The organism is Humidesulfovibrio mexicanus, assembly GCF_900188225.1.
Classification (GTDB): domain Bacteria; phylum Desulfobacterota; class Desulfovibrionia; order Desulfovibrionales; family Desulfovibrionaceae; genus Humidesulfovibrio; species Humidesulfovibrio mexicanus.
This window is the reverse complement of record NZ_FZOC01000004.1, coordinates 416,907-442,329: the sequence shown is the minus strand read 5'-3', so window position 1 is coordinate 442,329 and position 25,423 is coordinate 416,907. Positions and strand designations below refer to the sequence as shown.

General features: G+C 62.4%; 20 protein-coding genes. 6 read left to right on the top strand and 14 right to left on the bottom strand.

What is annotated here, in order from left to right:
* Window positions 1–207: 207 nt before the first annotated feature.
* From CHB73_RS11120 to CHB73_RS11110, 4 genes are read right to left on the bottom strand one after another with little or no spacing between them, the layout of a single operon-like run.
* Complete coding sequence (locus CHB73_RS11120) at window positions 208–795, bottom strand: deoxynucleoside kinase (protein ID WP_089274636.1); 588 nt, start codon at window positions 793–795, stop codon at window positions 208–210.
* Complete coding sequence (locus CHB73_RS16500; protein WP_143337372.1) at window positions 792–1,955, bottom strand: dCTP deaminase/dUTPase family protein; 1,164 nt, start codon at window positions 1,953–1,955, stop codon at window positions 792–794. Before CHB73_RS16500 ends, CHB73_RS11120 begins: the two co-directional genes overlap by 4 nt.
* Entirely contained in the window at window positions 1,948–2,949 is a 1,002-nt protein-coding gene (locus CHB73_RS11115; protein WP_089274635.1) for an adenylosuccinate synthetase, read from the bottom strand. Before CHB73_RS11115 ends, CHB73_RS16500 begins: the two co-directional genes overlap by 8 nt.
* Before the next feature lie 15 nt (window positions 2,950–2,964).
* Entirely contained in the window at window positions 2,965–5,004 is a 2,040-nt protein-coding gene (locus CHB73_RS11110) for a ribonuclease H-like domain-containing protein (protein ID WP_179217007.1), read from the bottom strand.
* 265 nt (window positions 5,005–5,269) lie between these two features.
* Here CHB73_RS11110 and CHB73_RS11105 point away from each other — a divergent pair, with 265 nt between their 5' ends.
* The 6 genes from CHB73_RS11105 (at window position 5,270) to CHB73_RS11080 (ending at window position 15,492) form a co-directional block, all read left to right on the top strand.
* Window positions 5,270–7,732: a type I restriction-modification system subunit M gene (locus CHB73_RS11105; RefSeq protein ID WP_089274633.1), complete on the top strand. Its 2,463-nt coding sequence runs from the start codon at window positions 5,270–5,272 to the stop codon at window positions 7,730–7,732.
* The gene (locus CHB73_RS11100) at window positions 7,723–8,991 is read left to right on the top strand and encodes a restriction endonuclease subunit S (RefSeq protein ID WP_089274632.1); all 1,269 of its coding nucleotides are present in this window, start codon (window positions 7,723–7,725) and stop codon (window positions 8,989–8,991) included. The genes CHB73_RS11105 and CHB73_RS11100 overlap by 10 nt, the downstream gene beginning before the upstream one ends.
* 51 nt (window positions 8,992–9,042) lie before the next feature.
* Window positions 9,043–9,969, top strand: coding sequence for an endonuclease NucS domain-containing protein (locus CHB73_RS11095; RefSeq protein ID WP_235641583.1), 927 nt, complete (start codon window positions 9,043–9,045; stop codon window positions 9,967–9,969).
* Between the two features lie 3 nt (window positions 9,970–9,972).
* Entirely contained in the window at window positions 9,973–13,089 is a 3,117-nt protein-coding gene (locus CHB73_RS11090; RefSeq protein WP_089274631.1) for a type I restriction endonuclease subunit R, read from the top strand.
* Window positions 13,090–13,126: 37 nt separating this feature from the next.
* The gene (locus CHB73_RS11085; protein ID WP_218819391.1) at window positions 13,127–13,810 is read left to right on the top strand and encodes a M48 family metallopeptidase; all 684 of its coding nucleotides are present in this window, start codon (window positions 13,127–13,129) and stop codon (window positions 13,808–13,810) included.
* A 386-nt stretch (window positions 13,811–14,196) separates the two neighbouring features.
* The gene (locus tag CHB73_RS11080; protein WP_089274629.1) at window positions 14,197–15,492 is read left to right on the top strand and encodes an MFS transporter; all 1,296 of its coding nucleotides are present in this window, start codon (window positions 14,197–14,199) and stop codon (window positions 15,490–15,492) included.
* 33 nt (window positions 15,493–15,525) lie between these two features.
* Here CHB73_RS11080 and trpA read toward each other — a convergent pair whose 3' ends face one another.
* The 10 genes from trpA to pheA all read right to left on the bottom strand — a co-directional run bounded on the left by trpA (window position 15,526) and on the right by pheA (window position 25,420).
* A complete protein-coding gene (gene trpA, locus CHB73_RS11075; protein ID WP_089274628.1) occupies window positions 15,526–16,305 on the bottom strand; it encodes a tryptophan synthase subunit alpha in 780 nt (259 codons plus the stop codon).
* Between the two features lie 11 nt (window positions 16,306–16,316).
* Window positions 16,317–17,495: a tryptophan synthase subunit beta gene (trpB, locus tag CHB73_RS11070; protein ID WP_179217006.1), complete on the bottom strand. Its 1,179-nt coding sequence runs from the start codon at window positions 17,493–17,495 to the stop codon at window positions 16,317–16,319.
* 13 nt (window positions 17,496–17,508) lie between these two features.
* Window positions 17,509–18,183: a phosphoribosylanthranilate isomerase gene (locus CHB73_RS11065; RefSeq protein ID WP_179217005.1), complete on the bottom strand. Its 675-nt coding sequence runs from the start codon at window positions 18,181–18,183 to the stop codon at window positions 17,509–17,511.
* Window positions 18,183–19,040, bottom strand: coding sequence for an indole-3-glycerol-phosphate synthase (locus CHB73_RS11060; protein WP_089274626.1), 858 nt, complete (start codon window positions 19,038–19,040; stop codon window positions 18,183–18,185). Before CHB73_RS11060 ends, CHB73_RS11065 begins: the two co-directional genes overlap by 1 nt.
* 13 nt (window positions 19,041–19,053) lie before the next feature.
* Window positions 19,054–20,076 (bottom strand): anthranilate phosphoribosyltransferase, encoded by a 1,023-nt coding sequence (trpD, locus tag CHB73_RS11055; protein ID WP_327438378.1) that lies wholly within the window; start codon window positions 20,074–20,076, stop codon window positions 19,054–19,056.
* Window positions 20,077–20,083: 7 nt separating this feature from the next.
* On the bottom strand, window positions 20,084–20,668 hold the full coding sequence (locus tag CHB73_RS11050; protein WP_089274682.1) for an anthranilate synthase component II: 585 nt from the start codon (window positions 20,666–20,668) through the stop codon (window positions 20,084–20,086).
* Window positions 20,649–22,076 carry an anthranilate synthase component I family protein gene (locus CHB73_RS11045; protein ID WP_089274624.1) on the bottom strand — a complete coding sequence of 476 codons (1,428 nt, stop codon included), beginning with the start codon at window positions 22,074–22,076 and terminating at the stop codon, window positions 20,649–20,651. Before CHB73_RS11045 ends, CHB73_RS11050 begins: the two co-directional genes overlap by 20 nt.
* Before the next feature lie 98 nt (window positions 22,077–22,174).
* Window positions 22,175–22,948, bottom strand: a complete 774-nt coding sequence (locus CHB73_RS11040) for a prephenate dehydrogenase/arogenate dehydrogenase family protein (protein WP_089274623.1) — start codon at window positions 22,946–22,948, stop codon at window positions 22,175–22,177.
* Between the two features lie 4 nt (window positions 22,949–22,952).
* Complete coding sequence (aroA, locus tag CHB73_RS11035) at window positions 22,953–24,293, bottom strand: 3-phosphoshikimate 1-carboxyvinyltransferase (RefSeq protein WP_179217004.1); 1,341 nt, start codon at window positions 24,291–24,293, stop codon at window positions 22,953–22,955.
* Entirely contained in the window at window positions 24,290–25,420 is a 1,131-nt protein-coding gene (pheA, locus tag CHB73_RS11030) for a prephenate dehydratase (protein WP_089274622.1), read from the bottom strand. The genes aroA and pheA overlap by 4 nt, the downstream gene beginning before the upstream one ends.
* Window positions 25,421–25,423 lie beyond the last annotated feature (3 nt).

Sequence of the window (25,423 nt, the reverse complement as noted above, 5' to 3'; positions counted from 1 at the left end):
TAACACCGACAGTCGCACCAGGTCTGGTCCCGAAAGTGCGCCAAATTTGCACGGCACTGCCAGCTTCAGCGCGTGGTTCAGTACCATCATCGACCAGGTTCCAGGGACTGCATTCACGTCTTATCAAAGGGGTACAGAGTCACAGCAGAAAAGGAAGGAGGGAACGCTCAGGGGGCTAGCCCTGTGCTTGTAACAGCCGACCGTTGGCTACTTCAAATGCTCCAGCAGGGTAGCCAAGAAATCGTGCCCTTCTAGCCCGTCACGGAAATCATGTTCGTGGCTGTCGATGCGGAGCACTGGCACGGACTTGGAGGCTTCATCAACGCGTCGCTCGAGGGCATCGGCAACTTTCTTAAGATAGGCCATTGTAATAACTTGTTCAGATGCTCTGCCGCGTTTGCGAACGCGTTCTAGCAAAACATCTTCGGGGCAAACCAAATGGACCAAGATGTTGGGATGACCGACCTCAAGCATGAGGTCCTCAGAGATATTTTGAAATATCTCGAGTCGATGACCCAATAGTGTAACATCGGCATAGGCATTGTCGAGGATTAACGAAAAGTCACAAACAAAACTTGGACATGTGGGTCTGCAACTCGCTTTGATCTGGTGGTAGTGTATTAACAAAAACGATAGCTCCGTCTCAAAAGAACACTCAATTTCACCGCCATAAAAAACTTCAAGGAAAGGATTTTTTTTATACTGTTCTTCAACCATATCAAGATTGATCACATTTGCAAAGGAAGCAAAAGTCGTTTTACCCGTTGCAATTGAGCCACACACTTCGACTCTCATCGCTTAACCTTTTCCTTCTCTACACTGTTTTGCCTCGTTGAGTTGTCTAAACTATTCCTTCTTGAAATCTCATCTATGACATTCGCACTGATTGTGACTAAAGCACCATCAATCGTTTTCCTATTTTCTTCTAGTTCATTTTTATAGTCAGAAATGATAGTTCTTTCAGATTCAATCTGCTGCTTAAGAGTTGAAGTGACATTTACATGATATGTGTACGCCGCGAGTATCAATGCACAGAAACCAACGACAATACCGATTGCACCGATCAAGGACCACCTACGTGTCCTATCTATGCTTATTTCTAATCTATCTTTGGCAGACATTGCTTCATCGACAGCCTTACAAACTAGCTCGATAGACTTTTTGGTTTCTTCTTCAGCCTTTCTAATGTGAGTTTCAGTGTACTCACGTGTTTCCTTTTCAACATTTCCCAACCGATCGTGTACACCTGTAATTACTTCTTCAATAGCACTACGAACTTGGCCTTCGGCTCCAACGGCTCGCTGGAGAAACTTTTTAAAAGTTGCACCAATATATTCTGAATCGTTCTGAACATACAAGGAACATGGAGCAGGTGCAACTTGCTCGTCAGATTTTAAACTTTGTGTGTAACGAGATATTTTTGTGACCTCTATTGATATCAACCTGTCTCCAACGCTGATACGGTACTCATTCCTTGTAAAGTTGTGGATCGGGATCATTATTCTCCCCGAATACCCAGGATTAATGAGAGGCCCAGTGCCTAGAAGCATACCTCTGTGTACGTGTTTAATTACCATGTTGAAGCGCAAAGCCAAGTAGTCTGGAATATACAGCTCTTCAGCTGTTGTAACATAAACTATTGAATTCTTCGGGAATCGGACAGAAGCGCCGCGTTTGAGGCCTCTATAATAACGCCTTTTCCCAGTTTCATCCCAATACAACACTGTATCGCCAAGAGTCATTTCATAAGCACATGATTTCAATTGTTCCGGCGTGAACGGGAAAACGAGGGAAGCAGCATTAATATAACTTACAATGTCTGCGGAATTCAAAAGTGCAGGCGCAATTAAAGGATATGGGTCAACGTGTTTCCATTCTTCATAACGTCTCTTCGCCTCAACAGAGTCACAAGCGACATCAATTTTCGACAACTGTAAGATCTGTTCCTTATCCATGCATCCTCCTTACGGATGCTGCACAGGTCCCAAAATAATCAATTTTATTTAGAATCATAGCGGAGTACTGCTTCACAGCCGCATCTGCGACTGTAACATCAGACGCTGCGGACTTTATGTAGTCGAGATGATTTAGAACAATTTTGGTGGGATTGTTAACCACAACAGCTCGACTCGGCAGCGTGCTGTCAAATCTTGCCACCCTCCTCGGCTTCTTCGTTACCGAAGTATACTCCATCAAATCTGGCCGCCCCGCCTCATTCGCAAGCTCTTCCCACGTTATTTCATTCGGCAACGGGCCCGACCCGCCACCAACACGAATAGAGAAGGCCCGCAGCGTGAGGATGATGTCGTCCACATCCAGCGGGCTCAAACCAGCTTCTGCGACAAAAGCGGCTGCGGTTGTGTCACGACTAGTGACAAATGGATAGTGTGGCGAGTGAAGCAACGAGAGCCCAAAGCCTTGAGTCCCTTCGATCAAAACGCGCTCTTTGGCGTTCAGACGCTCCCGAAGCATTCCGGAGACGTTACCGACCATCGGTTTAAGCGCGGCACAGTCTTTTGCAAATAGCAAATCCTTACGACGCATCACGCGATCCGCGACCGCCGCCCCTGTGCCGCTACCCGTCGAGGATATCCGCGCAACTAAATCCTCGCGTTCCTTGGCCCGATGCTCTGGCCCCACAACCACGGCATTCTCGTCAATAATCAAACGCCTCGGGTCGAGGTTGATCGACGCAATTTCCTTTTGCAGGACCTCGACGTCAATATAGGAACCAGCGCTCATATAGAGCTGGACGCCTGGAAGGATTGCGGCTGTAGGGAGGTGTCGGAAAATGTGTACTTGGCCGCTAGGGGCCACGACGGTATGACCAGAATTCGATCCGCCGCAGCGGACCACGGCGGTGGCTTCCTGCTCTTTGGCGAAAAAGTGGGCAACCTTGCCCTTGCCTTCACCGCCAAACTGGCCGCCAACTACCACAGAAACAGGCATATGGGCTCCAACGCTTCAGAGGGATTCGAGCTGGGCGTAGAACTCCCCAAGGGAACTCTGATTATTTAGGATCTTGTTGGCCAGGTTCTGCAAAAAGTCAACCCGTTGTTCGACCGGATGCTCTAAGGCCTGCGCCGCAGAGATGTCCTCACGCGGGGCATCCTGCGTGCGTTGACGGGCAATTTCAGCCGGACATTCTATGTGGCAGTGCAGGTATCGTGGCCCGTAGCTCTCACGAAGGTACGCAGCGTCTTCAGGAAACCGAACTCCGTCGACGACGATCTTTTCAGCATCCCCCGCTAAGGCGACGAGCTGACGTCCAAGCCAACGCTGCCCGTGCTGCGTGTGCACTTCCCATCCCAGCTTCTGCAGCGCGGATCTCGTAGGTTTCTGGCCCCGCTGACGCAGTATGTTGACAAGAACATCACTGTACCGAACGAGCACGAACCCTTTTTCTCGCGCAAGAAACTGGGCGGCTGTGGTCTTACCGACTCCAATGGAGCCGCTGAAACCAACGACTGTTCTTGAAAGCCAACGGCTATTGTCCACATGCTGGTCTGGGATGATGAGGTAGTCCTCTTCCGCTGTGCCCAGCCCCTCATATTTCCCTGCCCAAAAGAACTGCCCCACGACGGCAGATGTGATGGCGTCAAGTTCGTCATGGCTGACATCAACGTGCAGGAATTCACCCGTAAGGCCAAACTCCGCCAAACCAAGCCGAAGCCAGTCGAGCCCAGCTTGCTTGCGGGGAATACGCATGATGTCCTGCGCTGCTCCGGGGTAGCTCTCGATCACAGGGATGCCAAGAGAACGAATTTTTTGAGCCAGCTCCATTCCCCGTCTTGTCAGTTTCTGCATACATCTGATGAGACTGGGGTAGACATTGATGCCCCGCCGCTTCAGCTGGCGTTCGCAAATACGCATAATACCGAACTCTTCACGATTCGGGTCATCATCAAATACGGTCATACGCCCGAAGGGAAGGCTCAAGGGGGAATCGATGGATACGAGCCGCGCCTTATGCTGCTGCACCAGAGCTAATATTTCATCATCAGAAAAGACGCGTTGTGTCGTTGTGTGTTGCCCCTTAACGAGGGCATAACCTGTGCCCTTGGACTCTGAAGCGACGAGATCGATGCCGACGATAGGTACGTCTTCAAAAGGGATCTGCCGAGACAGGTCGGACAAAGAGAAGTATGCGGTGTCGTCATCTCGCCATGGGGCAACAGAAATAGCGTAGGGCTGGTTCAGCTGACCGGCCTTGGCCCACACAACTTTGCTCTTCAGCTTTTTAAAACGCAAAGCTGGTCGATCCGGCAAGCTGCCCCTTTTGGCTAGCAACTTCATGCAATAATCGAAGATACTTTTCATACCCTCGACATCAGCATGATTGTACCGAATCAGCTCCTTAAGGGCCTGGATGTCTCCACGTCGGTAGCAGTGCCAAAGGACTGGGGCAGCCTCGCCGCTTATCCCCTTGGCCTCTGTTCTGACTAGGCCGATTTGCTGCTCTATGGATTTCTGGCCGCCAGTGAGCCCCACTCTCTTCGCTAGGAAGCGCAGATCAATGTGGACAGGCGGGATGATCGCATCGGGGAACTCGTTTCGAATGAATCTCAGGTCGAACATGGTCCCGTTGAAAGTCACCAAAGCCTTCGCACTTGCAAAGGCTTCAAGGAGCGGCACTCGGTCCTGTCCGGCAATGTATACCCCAAACCGTTCCCCAAACGACCAGCCGACAAGAGTGATCCTGTCATAGTAATGGCTTAAGCCTGTCGTCTCTATATCAAGAAAGAGCGTATCCTGGGGATACTCAAGGGCAATCCGGTAATGTTCCTGCCGGGGAAGAGCACTCGCAAAGAAGCCAACATCGTGTCTTCGTAGAGCCGAATAGGATTGTTCGAGATCAGGGTGTCGGGCTTCAGGTCCCAGCAAAGGCATGTCCCGTCGCCAAACTGCGAGAAAGTCGTCCCAGGTCCTTATGCCACGCTTCCACAATGCCTCCTCTTTGGCTTTGCCAAATCCGTGGAGGTGCAAGAAGGAAGAACGCAACATTATATAACCCTTTGTTTTAGTTATGCCGCCACCTCTCCCTGAGAGAGTGTGCCAGCCGGACCTCACCATCTAGCAACCAAACGCTCTCAGTGCAACGTGCTAAAGAGGAGCCCCCCAAATTGGCTTCCACCTCTCCCCAACCTGGAGAAGCCCTCAAAATGCGTCTCAAACGGTCTAACATGTTTGACATAGCACTCAGCGGATTCTACTGGTACCGAAATATTTACCGCCCTCTGGAACCAACGCAAAGAAGGACTCTTCCCCCATGGCTCTCAAGAAATCCGAACTCTACTCCTCCCTCTGGAAGTCCTGCGACGAACTGCGCGGCGGCATGGATGCCAGCCAGTACAAGGACTATGTGCTGGCCCTGATGTTCGTCAAATACGTCTCCGACAAGTACGCGGGGGATCCCAACGCCGTCATCACCATCCCCCCTGGCGGTGGCTTTGCCGACATGGTTGCCGCCAAGAACGACATCGAGATCGGCGACCGCATCAACAAGATCATCGGCAAGCTGGCCGATGCCAACGACGACCTCAAGGGCGCCATCAACCTCACGGACTTTAACGATGAGGACAAGCTCGGCAAGGGCAAGGAGATGGTGGAACGGCTCACCAAGCTGGTGGCCATCTTCGAGGGCCTGGACTTTGGCCGCAACCGCGCCGACGGCGATGACCTGCTTGGGGATGCCTACGAATACCTCATGCGCCACTTCGCCACGGAATCGGGCAAGAGCAAGGGCCAGTTCTACACCCCTGCGGAAGTCTCGCGCATCATGTCCCAGGTCATCGAGCTTGGCGCGGCCAGCGATAACCGCCAGAGCATCTACGACCCCACCTGCGGCTCCGGCTCCCTGCTCTTAAAGGCCCACGACGAAGCCCAGAACCGCACCGGCTTCAACCTGGCCCTCTACGGCCAGGAGATGGACAACGCCACGTCCGCCATGGCCCGCATGAACATGGTGCTGCACGGCTGCGACACAGCGGTCATCTGGAAGGACAACTCACTCTCTGCCCCGTACTTCAAAAACCCGGACGGCAGCCTCAAGACCTTCGACTTCGTGGTGGCCAACCCGCCATTTTCCAACAAAAATTGGACCAACGGCCTGAACGCCGCCCACGACCCCTACAACCGCTTCGAGTACGGCACCCCACCGGACAAGAACGGCGATTACGCATTCCTGCTGCACATGCTGAAGAGCATGAAGAGCACCGGCAAGGCGGCGGTGATTCTGCCCCACGGCGTGCTGTTCCGTGGCGGGGCCGAGGCCTCCATCCGCAAAAACATAATCAGGCAGGGCTTCATTAAGGGCATCATCGGCCTGCCCGCGAACCTGTTCTACGGCACGGGCATCCCGGCCTGCATCATCGTGCTGGACAAAGAAAACGCCGCCGCCCGCAAGGGCATCTTCATGATCGACGCCAGCAAAGGCTTCATCAAAGACGGCAACAAAAACCGCCTGCGCGCTCAGGACATCCACAAGATCGTGGACACCTTCACCCGGCTGGCGGAGCTGCCTAAATACTCGCGCATGGTGCCTGTGGATGAGATTGAGGGCAACGACTTCAACCTGAACCTGCCGCGCTACATCGACAGCACCGAGCCGGAAGATTTGCAGGACATCGAAGCGCACCTCAAGGGCGGCATCCCAAACAGTGACATCGACGCCCTGGCCGCTTACTGGGCCGTGTTCCCGTCCGTTCGCAAGGAACTGTTTGAAGACGCCGGGCGCACCGGCTACAGCCAGCTCACGGTGGAGGCCAGCGCCATCAAGACCGCCATCTTCGAGAATACCGAGTTCACCGCCTTCAACCAACTGGTGACCAAACAGTTTGAGGCATGGCAACGGCCTTCTAAGCCGTTGGTCGAGGGCATCAAAACTGGCGACCGGCCCAAAGCCTTCATCGAAACTCTTTCCGAGTGGCTGCTGGAACTCTTCAAGCCCGTGCCGCTCATCGACGCCTATGACGTGTACCAGCACCTGATGGACTACTGGGAAACCACCATGCAGGACGATGTGTACCTGCTGGTGGCCGAGGGCTGGGCCGTGGCGAACACGGTGCGCCAGCTCATCCCCAGCAAGGACAAGAACAACAAGCCCACCTACAACGAGCCGCACGACTTCGTGTTCAACAAGGTGCGCTACAAGGCGGACATCATCCCGCCCGCGCTCATGATCGCCCGCTATTTCTCCGCCGAACTGGCCGCTATTGAGGCGCTGGAGGTCCAAGCCGCCGCCCTGGAGCAGCAGATGGACGAGATGCGCGAGGAACACGGCGGGGAGGACGGCCTGCTGGCCGAAGTGGTGGAGGACGGCAAGATCGCCAAGGGCAGCGTGGCCGCCCGGCTCAAGGAGATCAAACGCGACAAGTCGCTCGCGGATGAGCGCGCCCAGTTGGAGGCCTACCAGGCCCTGCTGGAGCAGGAGGCCGCTGCCAGCAAGCAGGCCAAGGACGCTCGCAAGGCCCTCGACGAGAAGGTCTTCGCCAAGTACCCGAAACTGAGCGAGGCCGAGGTGAAGGCACTTGTGGTGGATGACAAGTGGCTGGCCAGCCTCTCTGCCGCCGTGCAGGGCGAACTGGACCGCGTGAGCCAGGCGCTCACCGGACGCATCCGCCAGTTGGCCGAACGCTATGCCTCCCCGCTACCTCAGCTGTCCAAAGAGATTGAAGCCCTCTCCGATCGCGTTGGCGAACACCTCAAGAAGATGGGGTTCGCATGGAACTGAAGCTGGGCTACAAACGCACCGAGGTCGGGGTGATCCCGGAGGAATGGGAGGTTACTTCACTCAACACGCTTGCTATGATTCGTACTGGAATTGCAAAGAACTCGAAAGTCGTCCCGGCCAACCCAGTTCAGGTTCATTACCTTCGCGTTGCCAATGTTCAGGATGGCTATCTCGATCTTTCTGACATGGCGAAGTTAACAGTCAGCCAAGAGGACATTCGTCACTACGCGGTTCTGCCTGGCGATGTGCTGATGAACGAAGGTGGCGATTTAGACAAGTTGGGACGCGGCACCCTGTGGAGCGGTGAGCTTACACCGTGTGTTCACCAGAACCACGTCTTTGTCGTTCGTTGTGGGGAAAATCTCATCCCACATTTTTTGAATTGCTGGACAGGATCAACACAGGCTCGCCGCTACTTTCTGCTTGCAGGGAGGCAGACCACAAACCTTGCATCCATAAACAAGACTTCGCTCGGACAGCTTCCAGTCCCACGCCCCCCCCTCCCCGAACAGCGCGCCATCGCCGCAGCGCTCTCGGACGTGGACGCCCTGCTTGCCAAGCTCGACCAACTCCTCGCCAAGAAGCGCGACCTCAAGCAGGCCGCCATGCAGCAGCTTCTCACGGGCAAGAGGCGGTTGCCGGGGTTCAGCGGGGAGTGGCCGCGGAGGTCAATGAACGCACTTGGATCTACTTACGGTGGACTGGCGGGGAAAACAAAGGCGGACTTTGGACATGGAACCGCCCGCTACATACCGTTCATAAATATAATGACCAACACGGTAATCAATCCTTTGTGGTTTGAACCTGTTAATATCTTGGCAACAGAAGTGCAGAATCAAGCCCTCGAAGGCGACCTATTCTTCAATGGCTCATCTGAGACCCCAGAAGAAGTTGGGTTCTGCTCGGTGCTCATAGACGAAGTCCCCAGCCTGTTTTTGAATAGTTTCTGCTTTGGCTTTCGGTTCCATCCAGGAGTCAAAGCGAATGGTTTATTTTTCGCCTACTGGTTCAGAAGCAGTGAGGGCCGCAAAGCCATGGCAATCTTGGCACAAGGGGCAACGCGCTATAACATTGCCAAAAGCGCATTCGCAAAGCTCGAAGTACCCCAGCCGAGTGAGTCGGAACAAACCGCCATCGCCGCCGTCTTGTCCGACATGGACGCCGAGATAGCGGAGCTGGAGACTCGGCGCGACAAGACCCGCGCCCTGAAGCAGGGCATGATGCAGGAGCTTTTGACCGGGCGCATACGCCTCGTGTAAGCAGCCAGAGAGTCCCGACCACCGTCCACCCCAAGACGCAGGGAGAGCAACGTGAAGAACTACTACCGGGTCATGTTGGGCAAGCAGAGCGCGCACGCTGCCGAGTGCTTCAGCGGCAACTACATCGGTGCGGACCTCGGCATAGCCGAGGACCTGACCGGCCAGCTGCCCGACGAGTGGCGCGCCTTCAACAAGGTGTTCATCCCCAAGTACCTAGCGCTGCTTCCCGGCAAGTCGAAGATCGCCGCCGGGCTGGCCTGTGGGATGCTCTGGACCGTGGCCAAGGGCATCAACAAGGGCGATATCGTGCTCTGCCCGGACGGCACAGGCACGTACCATGTCGGCGAGGTGATCGGGGACTATTTCTACGCCCCAGGCCTGGACCTGCCCCACCGCAGGACCGTGCGCTGGCTTGACCTCGTCATTGACCGTGCCGCCATGAGCGAGGGATTGCGTAACTCGACCGGGTCCATCGGCACCGTGAGCAGCGTCACCGGCCATAGGGACGAGATCGAGCGGTTCCTGGTTGCCCAGGCTGCGCCTCGGCTCATTTCCACCGATGAAACAGTGGACGATCCGGTCGCCTTCGCCATGGAGAAGCACCTGGAGGACTTCTTGGTGCAGAACTGGGAGCAGACCGAGTTGGGCAAGTCCTTTGAGATTTTTCAGGAGGACGGGGAGCGCGTAGGGCAGCAGTACCCCACGGACACCGGCCCCATCGACATCCTGGCCATCAGCAAGGACAAGAAGCAACTGCTGGTGGTGGAGCTGAAGAAAGGACGCGCCAGCGACGTGGTGGTGGGCCAGACCCTGCGCTACATGGGCTTTGTGGCCCAGGAGCTGGCCGAGCCGGAGCAGGAAACGCGGGGCGTCATCATCGCCCTGGACGACGACCAGCGCATACGCCGCGCCCTGGCCGTGGCCCCGAACATCGACTTCTACCGGTATCAGGTGAGCTTCAAGCTCCTGAAGGGGTAAGCCATGGGCAGCGTCGGCCAGATCGAGAAGAAAACGCAGGAGCGGGTCATCAAGCTGTTCCAACAGCGCCTGGGCTACGCCTACCTTGGCAACTGGATCGACAGGCCCGGCAACGCCAACATCGAGCAGGGCTTGCTCACGGCCTGGCTGGAGCAGCAGGGCACCAGCGGCACACTCATCAGCCGGGCGTTGCACAAGCTGGTTACGGTTGCGGGCGACACCAGCAAGCACCTCTACGACCGCAACAAGGCCGTCTACGAGATGCTGCGCTACGGCGTGAATGTTCAGCCCGGCGCAGGCGAGAACCACGTCACGGTCTGGCTCATCGATTGGAAGCACCCGGAGAACAACCACTTCGCCATTGCCGAAGAGGTGACGATCACAGGCGTGGACGCCAAGGCCAGCACCAAGCGGCCCGACATTGTGCTCTACGTCAACGGCATCGCCCTTGGCGTGCTGGAGCTGAAGCGCTCCACCGTATCCATGGCCGAGGGCATCCGCCAGAACCTGGACAACCAAAAGAAGGCCTTCATCCAGCCTTTCTTCTCCACCATGCAGTGGGTTATGGCGGGCAACGACTCCCAAGGCCTGCGTTATGGCACCATTGAGACTCCTGAGAAGTATTACCTGACCTGGGTGGAGGACACCGGCGCTTACACCAGCGAGGCCAATCTGCTGGACCGGCACCTGCTACAGGTGTGCGAGAAAGCGCGCCTGCTGGAGCTGATCCACGACTTTGTGGTGTTCGACGCCGGGACCAAAAAGGTTTGTCGCCAGAACCAATATTTCGGCGTGAAGGCTGCCCAGGACGCGCTCCACCAGCGCGAGGGCGGCATCATCTGGCATACGCAGGGCAGCGGCAAGTCGCTCACTATGGTCTGGCTGGCTAAGTGGATACGAGAGAATAACCCGGCGGCGCGGGTGCTCATCATCACCGACCGGACCGAGCTGGACGAGCAGATCGAGAAGGTCTTCCGGGGCGTCCATGAGGACATCTACCGTACCTCAAGCGGCGCGGACCTCGTGGCCCAGCTCAATGCGCTCGACAAGTCTCTGCTCTGCTCGCTCATCCACAAGTTCGGAGGCAAGCAGAACGGGAACGAGGAGAGCGACGAAGGGACCAAGGACTTCATCAAGGCCATCCAGTCCTTGCCGCCAGATTTCAAGGCCAAGGGTGACATCCATGTGTTCGTGGACGAGTGCCATCGCACACAGTCCGGTGACTTGCACCAGGCCATGAAGACGCTGCTGCCGAACGCGCTGTTCATCGGTTTCACCGGCACGCCATTGCTCAAAGCAGACAAGCAGAAGAGTATCGAGGTCTTTGGCCGCTACATCCACACCTACAAGTTCGACCAGGCCGTGCGTGAAGGCGTTGTGCTGGACCTGCGCTATGAGGCTCGGGACATCGACCAGTCGCTCACCAACACGACTAAAATCGATCAGTGGTTTGATGCCAAGACCCAGGGCCTAAACGACCTAGCCAAGGCACAACTCAAGACGAAATGGGGCACCATGCAGCGGCTGCTCTCCTGCCAGGACAGGTTGGAGAAGATCGTTGCCGACATTCTGCTGGACATGAATCGAAAGCCACGCCTGATGGACGGCCATGGCAATGCCATGCTTGTGGCTGGCAGCATCTACGAAGCGTGCAAGTTCTACGAGTTGTTTGCCAAAGGCGAGCTGAAAGGGAAATGTGCCATCATCACCAGCTACGCACCTTCTGTGGCCGACACGAAGGGCGAGGCCACAGGCGAGGGTGAGACCGATAACCTACTAAAATACCAGGTCTACTCACAGATGCTGGCCGACTGGTTCGATGAACCAGTGGAGAAAGCCGTCAGCAAGGTCGAGCGGTTCGAACTGGAGGTGAAGAAGAAGTTCATCGACGAGCCTGGGCAGATGAAGCTGTTGATCGTGGTGGACAAGCTGCTCACCGGATTTGATGCGCCCTCGGCCACCTACCTCTACATCGACAAGCAGATGAGGGACCACGGCCTGTTTCAAGCCATCTGCCGCGTGAACCGGCTTGACGGCGATTCCAAGGAATACGGTTACATTATCGACTACAAAGACCTGTTCAAGAGCCTGGAAGGGGCGGTGCAGGACTACACCAGCGGAGCGCTGGATGGGTACGACAAGGACGACGTGAAGGGCCTGCTGGAGAACCGCCTGGAACATGCGCGGGAGGACCTGGAGGAGGCCCGCGAGGCGGTCAAGGCCCTCTGCGAACCAGTGGCTCCCCCAAGAGACGAGGACGCTTACAGGCATTACTTCTGCGCCAAAGAATCCGGGAATGCCGAGCAGCTCAAGAACAATGAAGCGCTGCGCCTGAAGCTCTACAAGTTCGTGGCCGCCCTGCTGCGGGCCTATGCCAACATCGCTAACGAGTTAGTCGAGGCTGGTTATAGCTCGGCGGAAATCCAAACCATCAAGGATGAAGTGGACCACTTCGTCAAGGTCCGTGACATGATTCGGGTGGCCAGCAGCGACTATATCGACTTGAAGGCTTACGAGCCAGCCATGCGCCACCTCATAGACACCTACATCCGCGCTGAAGAGAGCGAAAAGATTTCTGCCTTCGATGACATGAGCCTGATTCAGCTCATCGTGGATCGTGGCCCTGACGCCGTAGAGCAGTTGCCAAAGAGTATCAGGAAGAGTGAGGAGGCGGTTGCCGAGACCATCGAAAACAACGTCCGAAAGCTCATCACAAACGAGGCACCTGTGGACCCGGCATACTACGAGCAAATGTCCAAGCTGCTGGATGCCCTGATCGAGCAGAGGCGGACTGGAGTGCTGAACTACAAGGAATACCTCGCCAAGATCGCCGCTTTGACGCGGGATGCAAACACTCCGGGAGGGGGGCCAGGCGGCTACCCCCCAGAGGTCAGGACAGCTGCACAGAGGGCACTCTACAACAACCTGGGCCGCCATGAAGGGCAGGCCCTGTCAGTGAATGCTGCAATCCTTGCCAAGGTTCAGGACGACTGGTGGAATCACCCTGGCAAGACCAAGCTAGTTCGAAACGCGATCCGATCTGTGCTGGGCGATGAAGAGCTGACCAACCAGATACTTGAGCTCGCGAAGCATCAAAATGACTACCGCACCGTCCACTAGCCCTTACCACATCACGGTAGGAGGTATCAGGGTCGAAGTGGTTCGCAAGGACATCAAGAACCTGCACCTCGGAGTCTATCCGCCCAACGGTAGAGTAAGGGTTGCGGCACCCTTAGTGCTGAGCGATGAGGCCGTGCGTTTGGCGGTGATCGAAAAGCTGGCATGGGTCAAGAAGCACAAGGCCCGGTTCCGGGACCAGCCCAGGCAGTCACAACGTGAGATGATCAACGGGGAAAGCCACTATTTCTTGGGCCAAAGGTATCGGCTGCGCTTACATGAACGCCCAGGTCCATCCCAGGTGAGCCTGCGCGGCATCGGCACCATAGACATCTTCGCTCGTCCAGGGTCCTCCCAGGAGCAACGGGAGGCCATTCTGCTCAGGTGGTATCGGCAGCAGCTCAAGCTCCTCCTGCCACCTCTCCTCGAGAAGTGGCAGGCCATTATCGGCGTGCAGGCATCCTCTTGGGGCATCAAGAAGATGAGGACCAAATGGGGGAGCTGCTCAATCAAGGCCCGCCGCATCTGGCTCAACTTGGAATTGGCAAAACGGCCCACCCTGTGCCTGGAGTACGTCCTGGTCCATGAACTCGTCCATCTGCTCGAACGGCACCACAACGAACGGTTCATGGAGCTATTAGACCAATTCATGCCACAATGGCGGCAATGCAGGGATCTTCTGAAGGAAGTGCCGTTGGGGCACGAAGACTGGCACCTGGTATGATTCGGGAAACAAGATGGCGAGCACTCCCAGAGTGCCAGAGTATACAAACCAGCAAGTCCTGATTGTCCACCGGCGTCCAGCTACAGCCCAATAATTGTTGGTATCACTATTGGTATCACACATTTTTCCACATTCAGGATAACCGTTGCCACGCTTAGCATACCGAGATCAATTCGACTGACACCCTCTCCGCCATTTTTTCCCCAATTTGCCTATTCCCTCTTTCCTGTTGTATGCAGAGGGCCCAAGCTTACGGGCGGCATCCTCGGCGGGGGATGGCACCGACCGCCACCTGTTCCACGGGCGTTGCGGTGCGGAGCATCGTGGGACGCAGCCCAGGCGCCGGGGCGCTTCCCATCCCGGCGCGCCTGCGCTAGACGTGGCGCATGACGCCATCCCACACCTGCCTGCGCCGCAAGATCGACCTGCGGCTTCTGCCCTATTTGTTCGTGCTTTACGTTGTGGCCTACCTGGACCGCGTCAACGTCTCCTTTGCGGCCCATGGGCTTACGGAGACGCTTGGGTTCACCAGTTCGGTGTTCGGCCTGGGCGCGGGCATGTTCTTTGCGGGCTACGTGCTGTTCGAGGTGCCGAGCAACCTGATTTTGCGTCGCGTGGGCGCGCGCCTGTGGATCGCGCGCATCATGGTCACCTGGGGGCTGGCCGCTTGCTGCATGGCCCTGGTGCATGCGGCCTGGTCCTTCCACCTGCTGCGCTTTTTGTTGGGCGTGGCCGAGGCCGGGTTCCTGCCCGGCGTCATCTACTACCTCACCCTCTGGTATCCGCCTGCGCACCGCGCCAGGGCCGTGGCCCTGTTCATGGCCGCAACGCCAGTGGCCGGCATGGTGGGCGCGCCGCTCTCGGGCTGGCTGCTGGGCCTGCACGGAGCCTGGGGGCTGGAGGGCTGGCGCTGGATGTTCGTGCTGGAGGGCGTGCCCGCGGTGCTGCTGGGGTTCTCCGTGCTGTGGCTGCTGCCCAATGGCCCTGGCGACGCCCGTTGGCTTTCTCCGTCCGAGCGCGAGGCCTTGGCCGCAGAGCTGGCCCAGGCCCCGGAGCAGGAGCGCGGGCGGCTCGGCGCTGTGCTGCGCGGTCTGGCGTTGGATTCGCGCGTGTGGCTGCTTTCCGCCGCCTACTTCGCCCTGTGCGTGGGCATGTACGGGCTGGTCATGTGGATGCCCACACTCATTGCGGAGATCCTTGGCCCCGGTGCGCAGCCCGTGCGCGTGGGGCTGCTTTCGGCCATTCCCTACCTGGGCGGGGTGGTGGGCATGATTCTTGTGGGCAGGCGCTCGGACCGCACGGGCGAGCGCCGCTGGCACACGGCCGGGCCGCTTCTGGCCAGCGCATTGGGTTTTGCGCTGAGCCTCCTGCCCGTGGGCCACTGGCTGGGGGCGGACCACGCGCCCTGGTGGAGCCTGTGCTGCTTCACCCTGGCGACCATGGGCCTGTGGGGGATGCTTGGCCCCTTCTGGACCATTCCCACGGGATTCCTCTCCGGAGCGGCGTCCGCGGGCGGCGTGGCGCTCATCAACTCCATCGGCAACGCGGGCGGCTTTGTGGGCCCGACCCTGGTGGGCGTGGTGCGCGACGCCACCGGCAGCCACCACATGGGCTTCCTGTTCATCGCCGGGGTCATGGCCCTGGGCGGCTGCGCAATCCTGTGGGTGACGCGGGGGCGCTAGGGGGGGAGGCTCTTGCGCCTCCCCCGGTTCACCCTATTTCCATACCTTCATGAACCCGGCGGAGTCGCCGCCCTGGGCGATGTGCCGGATGAGGGCGCTGCCGAACACGGCCGCGTCCACCAGTCCGTCGAGTTCCTTCAGCTGGTCCGGGTGCTTGAGGCCGAAGCCCAGGGCCACGGGCACGGCGAAGGCCTCTTTGGCGCGAGCCAGGCCTTCGCGCACCTCCGGCGGCAGGCCGGTGTCGAATTGGCTGCGCACACCCGTGGTGCCCAGCACGGACACGAAGTAGGCGAAGCCGCGCGCCTGGCTTGCGTACAGGGCCATGCGCCCGGGCAGGGTGTTCAGTCCCACCAGCGGGATGAGCGCCAGCCCTTCCGGCTCCAGGGCCTGGCGGATGAGGCCGCTCTCCTCGAAGGGCACGTCGGCCAGGATGACGCCGTGGACCCCGGCGCTGGCGGCGTCGCGGGCGAAGGCGGCCAGCCCATACTGCAACACCGGGTTCAGGTAGCCCATCAGGACCAGCCCGGCCGTGTAGCGGCCCTTGCGCGCGGCCAGTTCGGCCAGGACCCACTTGAGATTCACCCCGGCCTCCAGGCATTGGAGCGAGGCATGTTCCACCACGGGGCCGTCGGCCACGGGGTCGGAGAAGGGCATTCCGATTTCGATGACGTCCGCGCCCGAGGCGTCCAGCGCGTCGATTTCGTCCCAGAAGCGCTGTTTGTCCGGGTAGCCCGCGGGCAGGAAGGGGACGAGGGCCAGGCGGCCAGCCGCGCGGGCGGCCGCGATGCGTTTGGTGAGGATGTCGGTGCTCATGGCGTGCGTTCCTATGCCTTGCGCGAGAGATAGTCGTTGACGATGTCCAGGTCCTTGTCGCCGCGTCCGGACAGGCAGACCATGACATGGGAGCCGGGGGGCAGGGCCTGCGCGTTCTTGAGCACCCAGCCCAGGGCGTGGGAGCTCTCCAGCGCGGGCATGATGCCCTCGTGCCGCGAGAGCTCCAGGAAGGCGTCCAGGGCCACGTCGTCGTTGACGCACACGTAGGTGGCGCGGCCGCTGGCCTGGTAGGCCGCGTGCTCCGGCCCCACGCCGGGGTAGTCCAGGCCCGGGGCGATGGAGTGCGAGGGCAGGATCTGGCCCTCGGGCGTCTGGATGAGCTGGGTGTGCATTCCGTGCAGCACGCCGGGCGTGCCCTCCTTGGAGAGCGGGGCGGAGTGCCAGTCGCCGGGCGCGCCGGAGCCCCCGGCCTCCACGCCCACAAGTTTGACGCCCGCGTCGGGCACGAACTCGTGGAACGCGCCGATGGCGTTGGAGCCGCCGCCCACGCAGGCCACCACGCAGTCGGGCAGCCTGCCCGCCTGGGCCAGGAACTGCGCGCGCGCCTCGCGGCTGATGACGGCCTGCAGCTCGCGCACGAGCAGGGGGAAGGGGTGCGGCCCGGCCGCGGTGCCGAAGCTGTAGTGCGTGGTTTTCTGGTCGGCTATCCAGGCGCGCAGGGCGGCGTTGATGGCGTCCTTGAGGGTCTTGGTGCCGGACTCCACGCTCACCACCTCGGCCCCGAAGAGCTTCATGCGGCGCACGTTGAGGCTCTGGCGCTCCACGTCCGTGGCGCCCATGTAGATGGTGCACTCAAGCCCCAGGCGCGCTGCGGCCAGGGCCGTGGCCACGCCGTGTTGGCCCGCGCCGGTTTCGGCCAGAAGCCGCGTCTTGCCCAGCTTCTTGGCCAAGAGGGCCTGGCCTATGGTGTTGTTGATCTTGTGCGCGCCGCCGTGGGCCAGGTCCTCGCGCTTGAGCCAGAGGTTCAGGCCGAGCTTGGCCGAGAGGTTGGGGCAGAAGGTCAGCGCGGTGGGCCGCCCCACGAAGTTTGCCAGAATGTCCGCAAGTTCGTCCTGGAACTCGGGCGAGGGCAGGATGCGCTCCATGGCCTCCTCAAGTTCAAGCAGGGGCGGCATGAGCAGCTCGGGCACGAACTGCCCTCCGAAGTCGCCGAAATAGCCTTTCTTCACGGCAATCACCTCGTTATTGTTGTTGGGCCGCGTGCAGGGCGTCCACGGCGGAGAAGGCCCTGCGCAGCAGTGTTTCGTCCTTGACCCCCGGCGCGGACTCCACGCCGGAGTTGATGTCTATGCCTATGGGGCCGTGGCCGGGGCCAAAGCGCAAGAGCGCCGGGCCGATGCTCTCCGGCCCCAGGCCTCCGGCCAGCAGCCAGGGCCTGGGGAAGCGCGCCGCCTCAAGCAGCGCGGCGGCCCGGTCGTCGACGCCCCGGCCATGCCCGCCGCCGCCAGCGCCCGCATCGGCCAGGAAGCGGCCGCAGACCGGGGCGAAGGCGTCGAGTTCCGCCTGGAAGGCGTCCTGGTTGGCGGCCCGTTCTGGCCAGACGACCTTGAGCACGCGTTCCGGCCCCAGCACCTGGGCCAGGGCGCGGCAGAAGGCCACATCCTGGCCTCCGTGCAGCTGGGCCGCGTGCAGCCGCCCGGCCCGCAGCAGCTCCAGGGTTTCGGCCAGGGTCTGGCGCACGAACACCCCCACCTTGAGCACGCCCGGCAGGGAAAGCGACGCCGGGAGTTCCGGGCCCACGTTGCGCGGGCTGGCCGGGTGGAAGATGAAGCCCAGCATGTGGGCCCCCAGGCGCGCGCACAGCTCCGCGCCCTCGCGGCTCGTCTGGCCGCAGACCTTGACCAGCGGGCGGTCCATCAGCGGTTCCCCCCGCCGCGCCCGGCCGCCTCATGCCGCGCATGGCGCTCGGCCTCGCGGGCGGCCTTGCGGTCCCTGCCCACCTGGGCCAGGGCGCGAAGCGCCGCGCCGGGGTCGGCCTGGCTCATGAGCGAGGTGCCCACCAGCACGGCGTCGAAGCCCAGGTCGCCCATCTCGGCCACCTGCTCTGGCGCGGAAAGCCCGCTGGCGCTGATCCACAGCTCGCCCGCCCCGCGCGTGCGCACCAGCCGCCGCGACACGTCCAGACTGGTTTCAAGGGTGTCCAGATCGCGGTTGTTCACCTGGATGATTTCCGCGCCCGCCCAGCGCGCCATGTCCAGGTCGGCCTCGTCGAAGACCTCGCACACGGCCTCCAGGCCGTGCTCGCGGGCCAGCTCGCGCATCTCGCGCACCTGGTCCGCGCCCTCGAACATGCGCATGATGAGCAGCAGCGCCGAAGCGGGCGTGGCGGCGGTCTCCAGCACCTGCACGGGGTCGATGAGGAAGTCCTTGCGCAGCAAGGGAAGCCCGGCAAAGGCCATCCGGGCCAGAGAGTCCAGGCTGCCCTGGAAGTGGGCTTCCTCCGTAAGCACGGAGATGGCACCGGCGTTGTTCTGCGCGTACATGCGCGCCACGTCCTGCGGGGAGAGATCCAGGCGGATGACCCCGCGCGAAGGCGAGGCGCGCTTGTATTCCGCGATGACGGCGGGGCTTCCGGCCGCGCGCAGGGCGCGGGAGAAGGCGGGCCGCCCCTCCCGGTCGGGGAAGGACAGGGGCTCGGGCAGCTTGTCCGCCGCCGCCAGCGCCCGCAGGCGCGCAATGCCCGGCAGCTGCGCCTCGCGGAAGCGGGCCAGCATCCGCGTTCCCTGGCTAGTCATGGACGAACTCCCTGGCCGCGCCGTCGGCCACGGCGGCCCGCGCCTCGGCCATGCAGAACTCCATGGGCCTGCCCGTGGCCAGCATGAGCGCCGCGCCCAGGTTCAGCGCGGTCATGGCCTGCATGGCCGGGTTGCCCTTGCCCGTCAGCACGGCCTTGATGGCGGCCAGGGCGGCGGCCTTGTCGGCCACGCGCACGTCCTGGGGCGAGAACCCCGCCAGGCCGTACTGCGCCGCGTCCAGGCGGAAGGGCGCGGTTTTGCCGCCAGCCACTTCGAAGCCCATGGTGGGGCCGAAGGGGGTCAGCTCGTCGAAGCCGGCCATGGCCCCGGCGGAGCCGTGGATCACCAGCGCCGTGACCTCCGGCGCGGTGCGGGCCAGGGTCTCGGCCATCAGCGGCAGGGCGGCTGGCTGGCCCACGCCCAGGAGCTGGTGGCTGGGGCGCGCCGGGTTCAGCAGCGGGCCCATCATGTTGAAGAGCGTGCGCACGCCCAGTTCGCGCCGCACGGGGGCTATGTGCGCGAACGCCGGGTGGTAGTTGGGCGCGAACAGGAACACGAAGTTCGATTTCGCCAGCTCCGCCGCCACCTTGTCCGGCGGGGTGGAGAGGGGCAGGCCCAGGCCCTCCAGGGCGTCGGCGCTGCCGCTGGAGGACGACACCGCCCGGTTGCCGTGCTTCACCACCCGGTGGCCCAGGGCCGCCAGGTACAGCGACACGGCCGTGGAGCAGTTGAAGCTGGAGGTGCGGTCGCCCCCGGTGCCCACGATGTCGAGCACGGGCTTGTCCGTGGGCAGGCCCGTGACCAGTCGGGCCTTGGCCAGCCCGGCGCGGGCGGCCTCCGCCAGCTCCACCGGGGTTTCGCCCTTGGCCCGCAGGCCCATGAGCAGCGCCCCGGCCTGGGCCGGTGTGAGCAACCCCTCGAAAAGCTGCTGGAAGGCGAAGGCCGCCTGTTCCCCGGTGAGGTCCGCCCGGTTGCCCAGGGCGTCCAGAATGTCGCGCAGATCCATGGTCATCATGCCTCCCTTAGGCCCTGGCCTTGGCCAGGAAGTTGGCGAGCAGCTTGGGCCCGTCCGGGGTGAGTATGGATTCCGGGTGGAATTGCACGCCGCTCCAGGGGCGGTCGGTGTAGGTCATGCCCATGACCTCGCCCTCGGCGGTCTTGGCCGTCACCCGCAGCCGGTCCGGGGCCTCGTGGGCCAGCACGATGAGGGAGTGGTAGCGGCAGACCTCGAAGGGGTTCGGGAGCCCGGCGAACACGTCCGTGCCGTCGTGTTCCACCAGGCTCGTCTTGCCGTGCATGATGCGCTCCGCCCGCACCACCGAGGCCCCGGCGAAGCAGCCCAGGGTCTGGTGGCCCAGGCACACGCCCAGCACCGGCACCTTCATGCCGGTCTTTTCCAGCAGGGCCAGGAACTTGAGGCTGTTGCCAGCGTTTTCCGGGCGGCTGGGGCCGGGGGAGAGCACCACGCGCGAAAGCCCCGCCACAAACGCCGGATCGAGGAGTTCGTCGCGGTCGTTGCGCAGCACCACGGGATCAGCCCCCAGCTGCTGGAAGGCCTGCACCAGGTTGAAGGTGAAGGAGTCGAAGTTATCGATCAGCAAAAACATCGCCAACCCCCTTGGAGGAGAGAATCTCTTTGATCACGCGGGCCTTGTTGTTGCATTCCTGCCATTCCTTCTCCGGGTCGGAGTCGTACACCAGCCCGGCCCCGGCCTGCCAGTGCATCACCCCGTCGCGCAGCCACATGCTGCGGATGGTGATGCCCGTGCCCAGGTTGACCGTGCCCCGGCCCAGGCCCAGCCAGCCCATGGCCCCGGCGTAGGGGCCGCGCGGCTGCTGCTCCACCCGGGCTATGGTCTCCATGGCCCAGATCTTGGGCGCGCCCGCAACCGTGCCCGCCGGGAAGGTGGACTGGAGCACGTCGATGGCGTCCAGCCCCTCGCGCAGGTCGGCCTCCACGTAGCTGGTCAGGTGCATGACGTGGGAGAAGCGCTCCACCCGCATGAACTTGGCCACCTCCACGCTGCCCGGCGTGGCGATGCGCCCCAGGTCGTTCCTGCCCAGGTCCACCAGCATCACATGCTCGGCCCGCTCCTTGGGATCGGCCAGAAGCTCCTGCTCGAAGGCCGCGTCCTGGGCCTCGGTGCCGCCGCGCGGCCGCGTGCCCGCGATGGGCCGCACCTCCAGCCTGCCCGCCTGGCAGGTGACCATCATCTCCGGCGAGCTGCCCAGCACGGTCTCGTTCTCGAAGCGCATGAAGAACATGAAGGGCGAGGGGTTGGCCTGCCTGAGCCTTCTGTACACGCCGAAGGTCTCGCCCGCAAAGGGCGTGGAGAAGCGCACCGAGAACACCAGCTGGATGCCTTCGCCCTCGGTGATGAGGCGCTTGGCCTCGCGCACCATGTCCGTGTATTCCTCGCGCCCGGGCGTGGCCGTGGGCTCCTGGGCGGAGAGTTCGAAGCCTCCGGCCGCGCCCAGCTTGGCGGGCTTGGGGCCGCCGCGGCCGTCGCCGCCGTGTTCGTCCAGCGACAGGTAGCAGCAGCGGTGGCGCAGGTGGTCGTAGAGCACCACCTGGCCGGGCAGCACCAGCCGCGCCTCGGCCTCGGCCGGGGGCAGGCAGCGGGTGAGCTTGGGCTCCAGCATTCCGCCCACGCTGTAGCCCAGGTAGCCCAGCAGGGCGCGGGTGAGGGCGGGCAGGGGCTCTTTCAAGGGCGGCTGCTCGATGTCCACGCTTTTGAGGAGCTGGCGCACGCCCTCCATGTAGTCCAGGCCCTCCAGCGCGCGCAGAGGCTCCAGGCGCGGGTCGCGGATGTCCAGCCCGAGTCTGCCGTCCACGGGCTCCGCCACAAGGCGGAAGTCCCAGGCGATGAGGCTGTGGCGGCCCAGGCGGCCGTCCACCTCCGCGCTTTCCAGCAGAATGCCTGGCGCGTCGCCCACCAGGCCCAGGTAGAGGCTGATGGGCGTCTGCACATCGGCCGGGAGCCATTTCCCGTAATGCTTCAGGCGAATATCCATGATCCCTCCGGTTTTCTTGCATAAAAAAGGCCGCTCCCCACCTGGGACGCGGCCAACACTTCGTCGTCACTTCTCGCCGTCTGGCGAAAGCCGCGTCCCTATGCCGTGTCGCGCCACCACCAGGAGGCCCTGGCGGAGAGCAGGTCCAGGTCGCCCCCGGCGGCGATGTCCAGGTAGGCCGTGAACTGGCGCACGGTCTCCTGCAAAAAGGGGTTGTCCTCGGCGATGAGCTGGAAGAGCTCGCGGTCCTGGGTGAGCATCTTGCGCGCCGCCTCCAGCCTGCGCTCGAAGGAGGGCACGCGGTATTTCTCGATGCCGGGGGTCTGCCGGGCGGCGGCCAGGTAGGCCACGGTGGTGATGAAGTTGAGCCCCTGCATGACGGCCATGGCCCGGTCGTGTTCCTCGGCCGTGCTGTCGAAGGGGGCGAAGCCCGCCCGCGCGAACACCCCGGCGACAGCCTCGGCCGCGCCCTGGCCCCGGCCGGGGCACACGGCCACGCGCGGCTCGAAGCCTTCGGGAATCACCGGGCCGAAGAGCGGATGCGTGCCCACCACCGGGCCGGGGTACGCCTCCAGCATCTGGGAAAGCGGGTTCACCTTCACCGAGCACACGTCGCAGAGCACGGCGCCGGGCAACATGTGCGGGGCCAGCGCCTGGGCCACCTCGCGGGTGGCGGTCACCGGCACGGAAATAAGCACCATGTCGGCCCCGGCCACGGCGGCGCGAATGGCGTCGTCCGTGCCGTCGGGCCGGTAGGGGCGGTCAAGGGTGGTGACGGCGTACCCGGCCTTGTGGAAGCTGCGCACGAAGAGCGCGCCCATCTGGCCGCGCGCGCCTACGATGGCGATGGTCTTGATTGCGGCAAACCCCATCGCCCTAGCCCTCCTGACCGGCCAGCACGGGGCCGAAGGCGTCCCAGAAGCCGGGGAAGCTCTTGGCCACGCACGCCGGATTGTCGAAGGAGACCTTGAGCCCGGCCAGGGAGAAGAGCGCCGGGCCCATGACCAGCCGGTGGTCGGAGCGTGTGGCGAACTCCACCGCCTGCCCCTGCTGGAGCGGGGCCGGGGTGATGGTCAGGCTGTCGTCCGTGGTGGCCGTGGCGCAGCCGGTCTTGGCGATCTCCTGGGCGAGGGCCTCCAGGCGGTCGCTTTCCTTGATGCGCAGGTGCGCCACGTTGGTGATGGTGGTGGGGCCGGTGGCGAAACAGGCGGCCACGGCCACGGTGGGCGCAAGGTCCGGGCAGGCGCCCATGTCCACGCTGACGCCCGCAAGCGGCGCGGGCGAGATGGTGACGCCGTTCTCGTCCCACTCCACGCGCGCGCCCATGGCCTGAAGGATGTCCAGGATGGCGCGGTCGCCCTGGAGGGAGTCGCGCCGCAGGCCGCGGACGCGCACCGGGCGTTTGCCCACGGCCCCGGCGGCCAGGAAGTAGGAGGCGTTGCTCCAGTCGCCCTCCACGCGCAGCGCGCGGGGCTTGTAGGCGGCGGGCATGACGCGGAACCGCAGCCTGCCGGGCTCGGCGCTGGCCACGCTGGCGTGGTCCACCGGGGCGAAGCCGTTGTCGCCAAGCGCCTCCACCACGGCGGGCGCGCCGAAGTCGGCCATGGCCTGCAGGGTGAGGGACACGTACGGCCAGGATACGGCCTTGGTCCCGCCGAGGGCGATGGTCATGGGTTTTTTGGCCAGCGGCGCGGCCAGCAGGATGCCCGAAAGGTACTGGCTGCTCTCCTCCAGGCGCACCTCCACCTGGCCGCCGGGCAGGCCGGAGGTTTCGATGACCACCGGCGGGAAGCCCTGCTGTTCCTCGAAGCGGAAGCTCACGCCCTGGCCTGCCAGCGCGCGGGCGGGCTCGCCCAGGGGGCGCTGGTGCATCCGCCCCTCGCCGTGGATGCGGAAATGCCCGCGCCCGGCCGCGGCCACCCCGGCCAGCAGGCGGCAGGTGGTGCCGGACTCCCCGACATTGAGGTCGGCCGGGGCGTCCTGGCTTCCGCCGCGCGGGCCGTCCGCCATGCCGCGCACCAAAAACTCGCCTTGGGCCTCGCGGCGGAAGGCGGCCCCGCAGGCGGCCAGGCAGCCCATGGTGCGGGTGGTGTCCTGGCTTTCCAGCACCCCGGAGAGGCGGCTTTCCCCCCTTGCCAGGGCGGCGCAGATGAGCGCCCGGTGCGAGGCGGACTTGGAGGGGGGCGCCTCCACCTGTATGGGCGTTGTCGCGCTCACCGGCGGCCCCCGGCGTCCAGGTGCGGCCCCGTGGGGTAGGAGCCCAGGATGCGCAGGGTGTGGCACTTCTCCCGCAGGTCGGTGAGGAAGCTGTCATACTCCATGCGCGAGAGGTCGCACTCCAGGTCCGTGAAGAACACGTACTTCCACTTCTCGCCGCGCAGGGGGCGGCTTTCCAGCTTGGTGATGTTGATGGCCCTGCCCGCGAAGGTGTTCAGCACCTCGGCCAGGGCGCCGGGCTTGTCCGGCACGGTGAACAGAAGCGAGGTCTTGTCGCGGTTGCCGCCCTCGCTCACCCGCGGGCCGATGACCAGAAACCGCGTCCAGTTGTCGGGCATGTCCTCTATGTGCGCGGCCAGGATGTTCAGGCCGTAGCGGTCCGCCAGGCGGATGTGCCCCACGGTGGCCACCTCCGGTCCGCGCTGGGCGGCGATCTCCGCCGCCGCGGCCGTGCTGTTTTCCGGCACCAGGGTGCGGCCGGGCATGTTGTTTTTGAGCCAGTTCTGGCATTGGTCCAGGGGCTGCGGGTGGGAGTGGATTTCCTTCACGTCGGCCGGGAAGTCGGCCTTGCCCATCAGGCAGTGGGTGATGCGGCAGAAGAGCTCGGCCTGGATGTACACCGGGAAGAGCATGAACAGGTCCACCACCTGGCCCACGGTGCCCTGCAGCGAGTTCTCCAGCGGGATGACGCCGAGTTCGGCCTCGCCGTCGGCCACGGCGCGGAAGATCTCCTCGAAGGTGGCCTTGGGCGAAAGTTCCGCGCTTCTGCCCATGTACTCCAGTCCCGCGAAGTAGCTGAAGGTGCCCTCCGGCCCCAGGTACACCACCCGCTCCGGGCGTTGGAGTCGGCGCGAGCTGGACATGATCTCGCGGTAGATGGCCTGCAGATGGCTTTCCGGCAGGGGCCCGGGGTTCTGCGTGGCCAACCGGTCCATCACTTCCTTCTCGCGGAAGGGCTTGAACACGGTGTCCGGGGAGTCCTTCTTGGCCCGGCCCACGCCGATGCTCACGGAAGCCCGGCGGTTCAGCAGGTCCACGATGCCGTCGTCCAGGCGGTCGATTTCCGCGCGCAGGGCGGCCAGGTCCGGGGGGGGCGCGTTTGCGCCGTCGCGTGGCTCGTCGCTCATGGC

What these genes read in the sequence shown, in the direction of transcription:
- CHB73_RS11090 (WP_089274631.1), top strand. Translation starts at nt 9,973, where the DNA reads ATGGGCAGCGTCGGCCAGATCGAGAAGAAAACGCAGGAGCGGGTCATC.
- CHB73_RS11060 (WP_089274626.1), bottom strand. Translation starts at nt 19,040, where the DNA reads ATGCTGGCCCGCTTCCGCGAGGCGCAGCTGCCGGGCATTGCGCGCCTG.
- CHB73_RS11040 (WP_089274623.1), bottom strand. Translation starts at nt 22,948, where the DNA reads ATGGGGTTTGCCGCAATCAAGACCATCGCCATCGTAGGCGCGCGCGGC.
- CHB73_RS11050 (WP_089274682.1), bottom strand. Translation starts at nt 20,668, where the DNA reads ATGTTTTTGCTGATCGATAACTTCGACTCCTTCACCTTCAACCTGGTG.
- CHB73_RS11105 (WP_089274633.1), top strand. Translation starts at nt 5,270, where the DNA reads ATGGCTCTCAAGAAATCCGAACTCTACTCCTCCCTCTGGAAGTCCTGC.
- CHB73_RS11100 (WP_089274632.1), top strand. Translation starts at nt 7,723, where the DNA reads ATGGAACTGAAGCTGGGCTACAAACGCACCGAGGTCGGGGTGATCCCG.
- CHB73_RS11045 (WP_089274624.1), bottom strand. Translation starts at nt 22,076, where the DNA reads ATGGATATTCGCCTGAAGCATTACGGGAAATGGCTCCCGGCCGATGTG.
- trpD (WP_327438378.1), bottom strand. Translation starts at nt 20,076, where the DNA reads ATGATGACCATGGATCTGCGCGACATTCTGGACGCCCTGGGCAACCGG.
- CHB73_RS11080 (WP_089274629.1), top strand. Translation starts at nt 14,197, where the DNA reads ATGACGCCATCCCACACCTGCCTGCGCCGCAAGATCGACCTGCGGCTT.
- CHB73_RS16500 (WP_143337372.1), bottom strand. Translation starts at nt 1,955, where the DNA reads ATGGATAAGGAACAGATCTTACAGTTGTCGAAAATTGATGTCGCTTGT.
- CHB73_RS11115 (WP_089274635.1), bottom strand. Translation starts at nt 2,949, where the DNA reads ATGCCTGTTTCTGTGGTAGTTGGCGGCCAGTTTGGCGGTGAAGGCAAG.
- CHB73_RS11065 (WP_179217005.1), bottom strand. Translation starts at nt 18,183, where the DNA reads ATGGACCGCCCGCTGGTCAAGGTCTGCGGCCAGACGAGCCGCGAGGGC.
- trpA (WP_089274628.1), bottom strand. Translation starts at nt 16,305, where the DNA reads ATGAGCACCGACATCCTCACCAAACGCATCGCGGCCGCCCGCGCGGCT.
- CHB73_RS11120 (WP_089274636.1), bottom strand. Translation starts at nt 795, where the DNA reads ATGAGAGTCGAAGTGTGTGGCTCAATTGCAACGGGTAAAACGACTTTT.
- CHB73_RS11110 (WP_179217007.1), bottom strand. Translation starts at nt 5,004, where the DNA reads ATGTTGCGTTCTTCCTTCTTGCACCTCCACGGATTTGGCAAAGCCAAA.
- pheA (WP_089274622.1), bottom strand. Translation starts at nt 25,420, where the DNA reads ATGAGCGACGAGCCACGCGACGGCGCAAACGCGCCCCCCCCGGACCTG.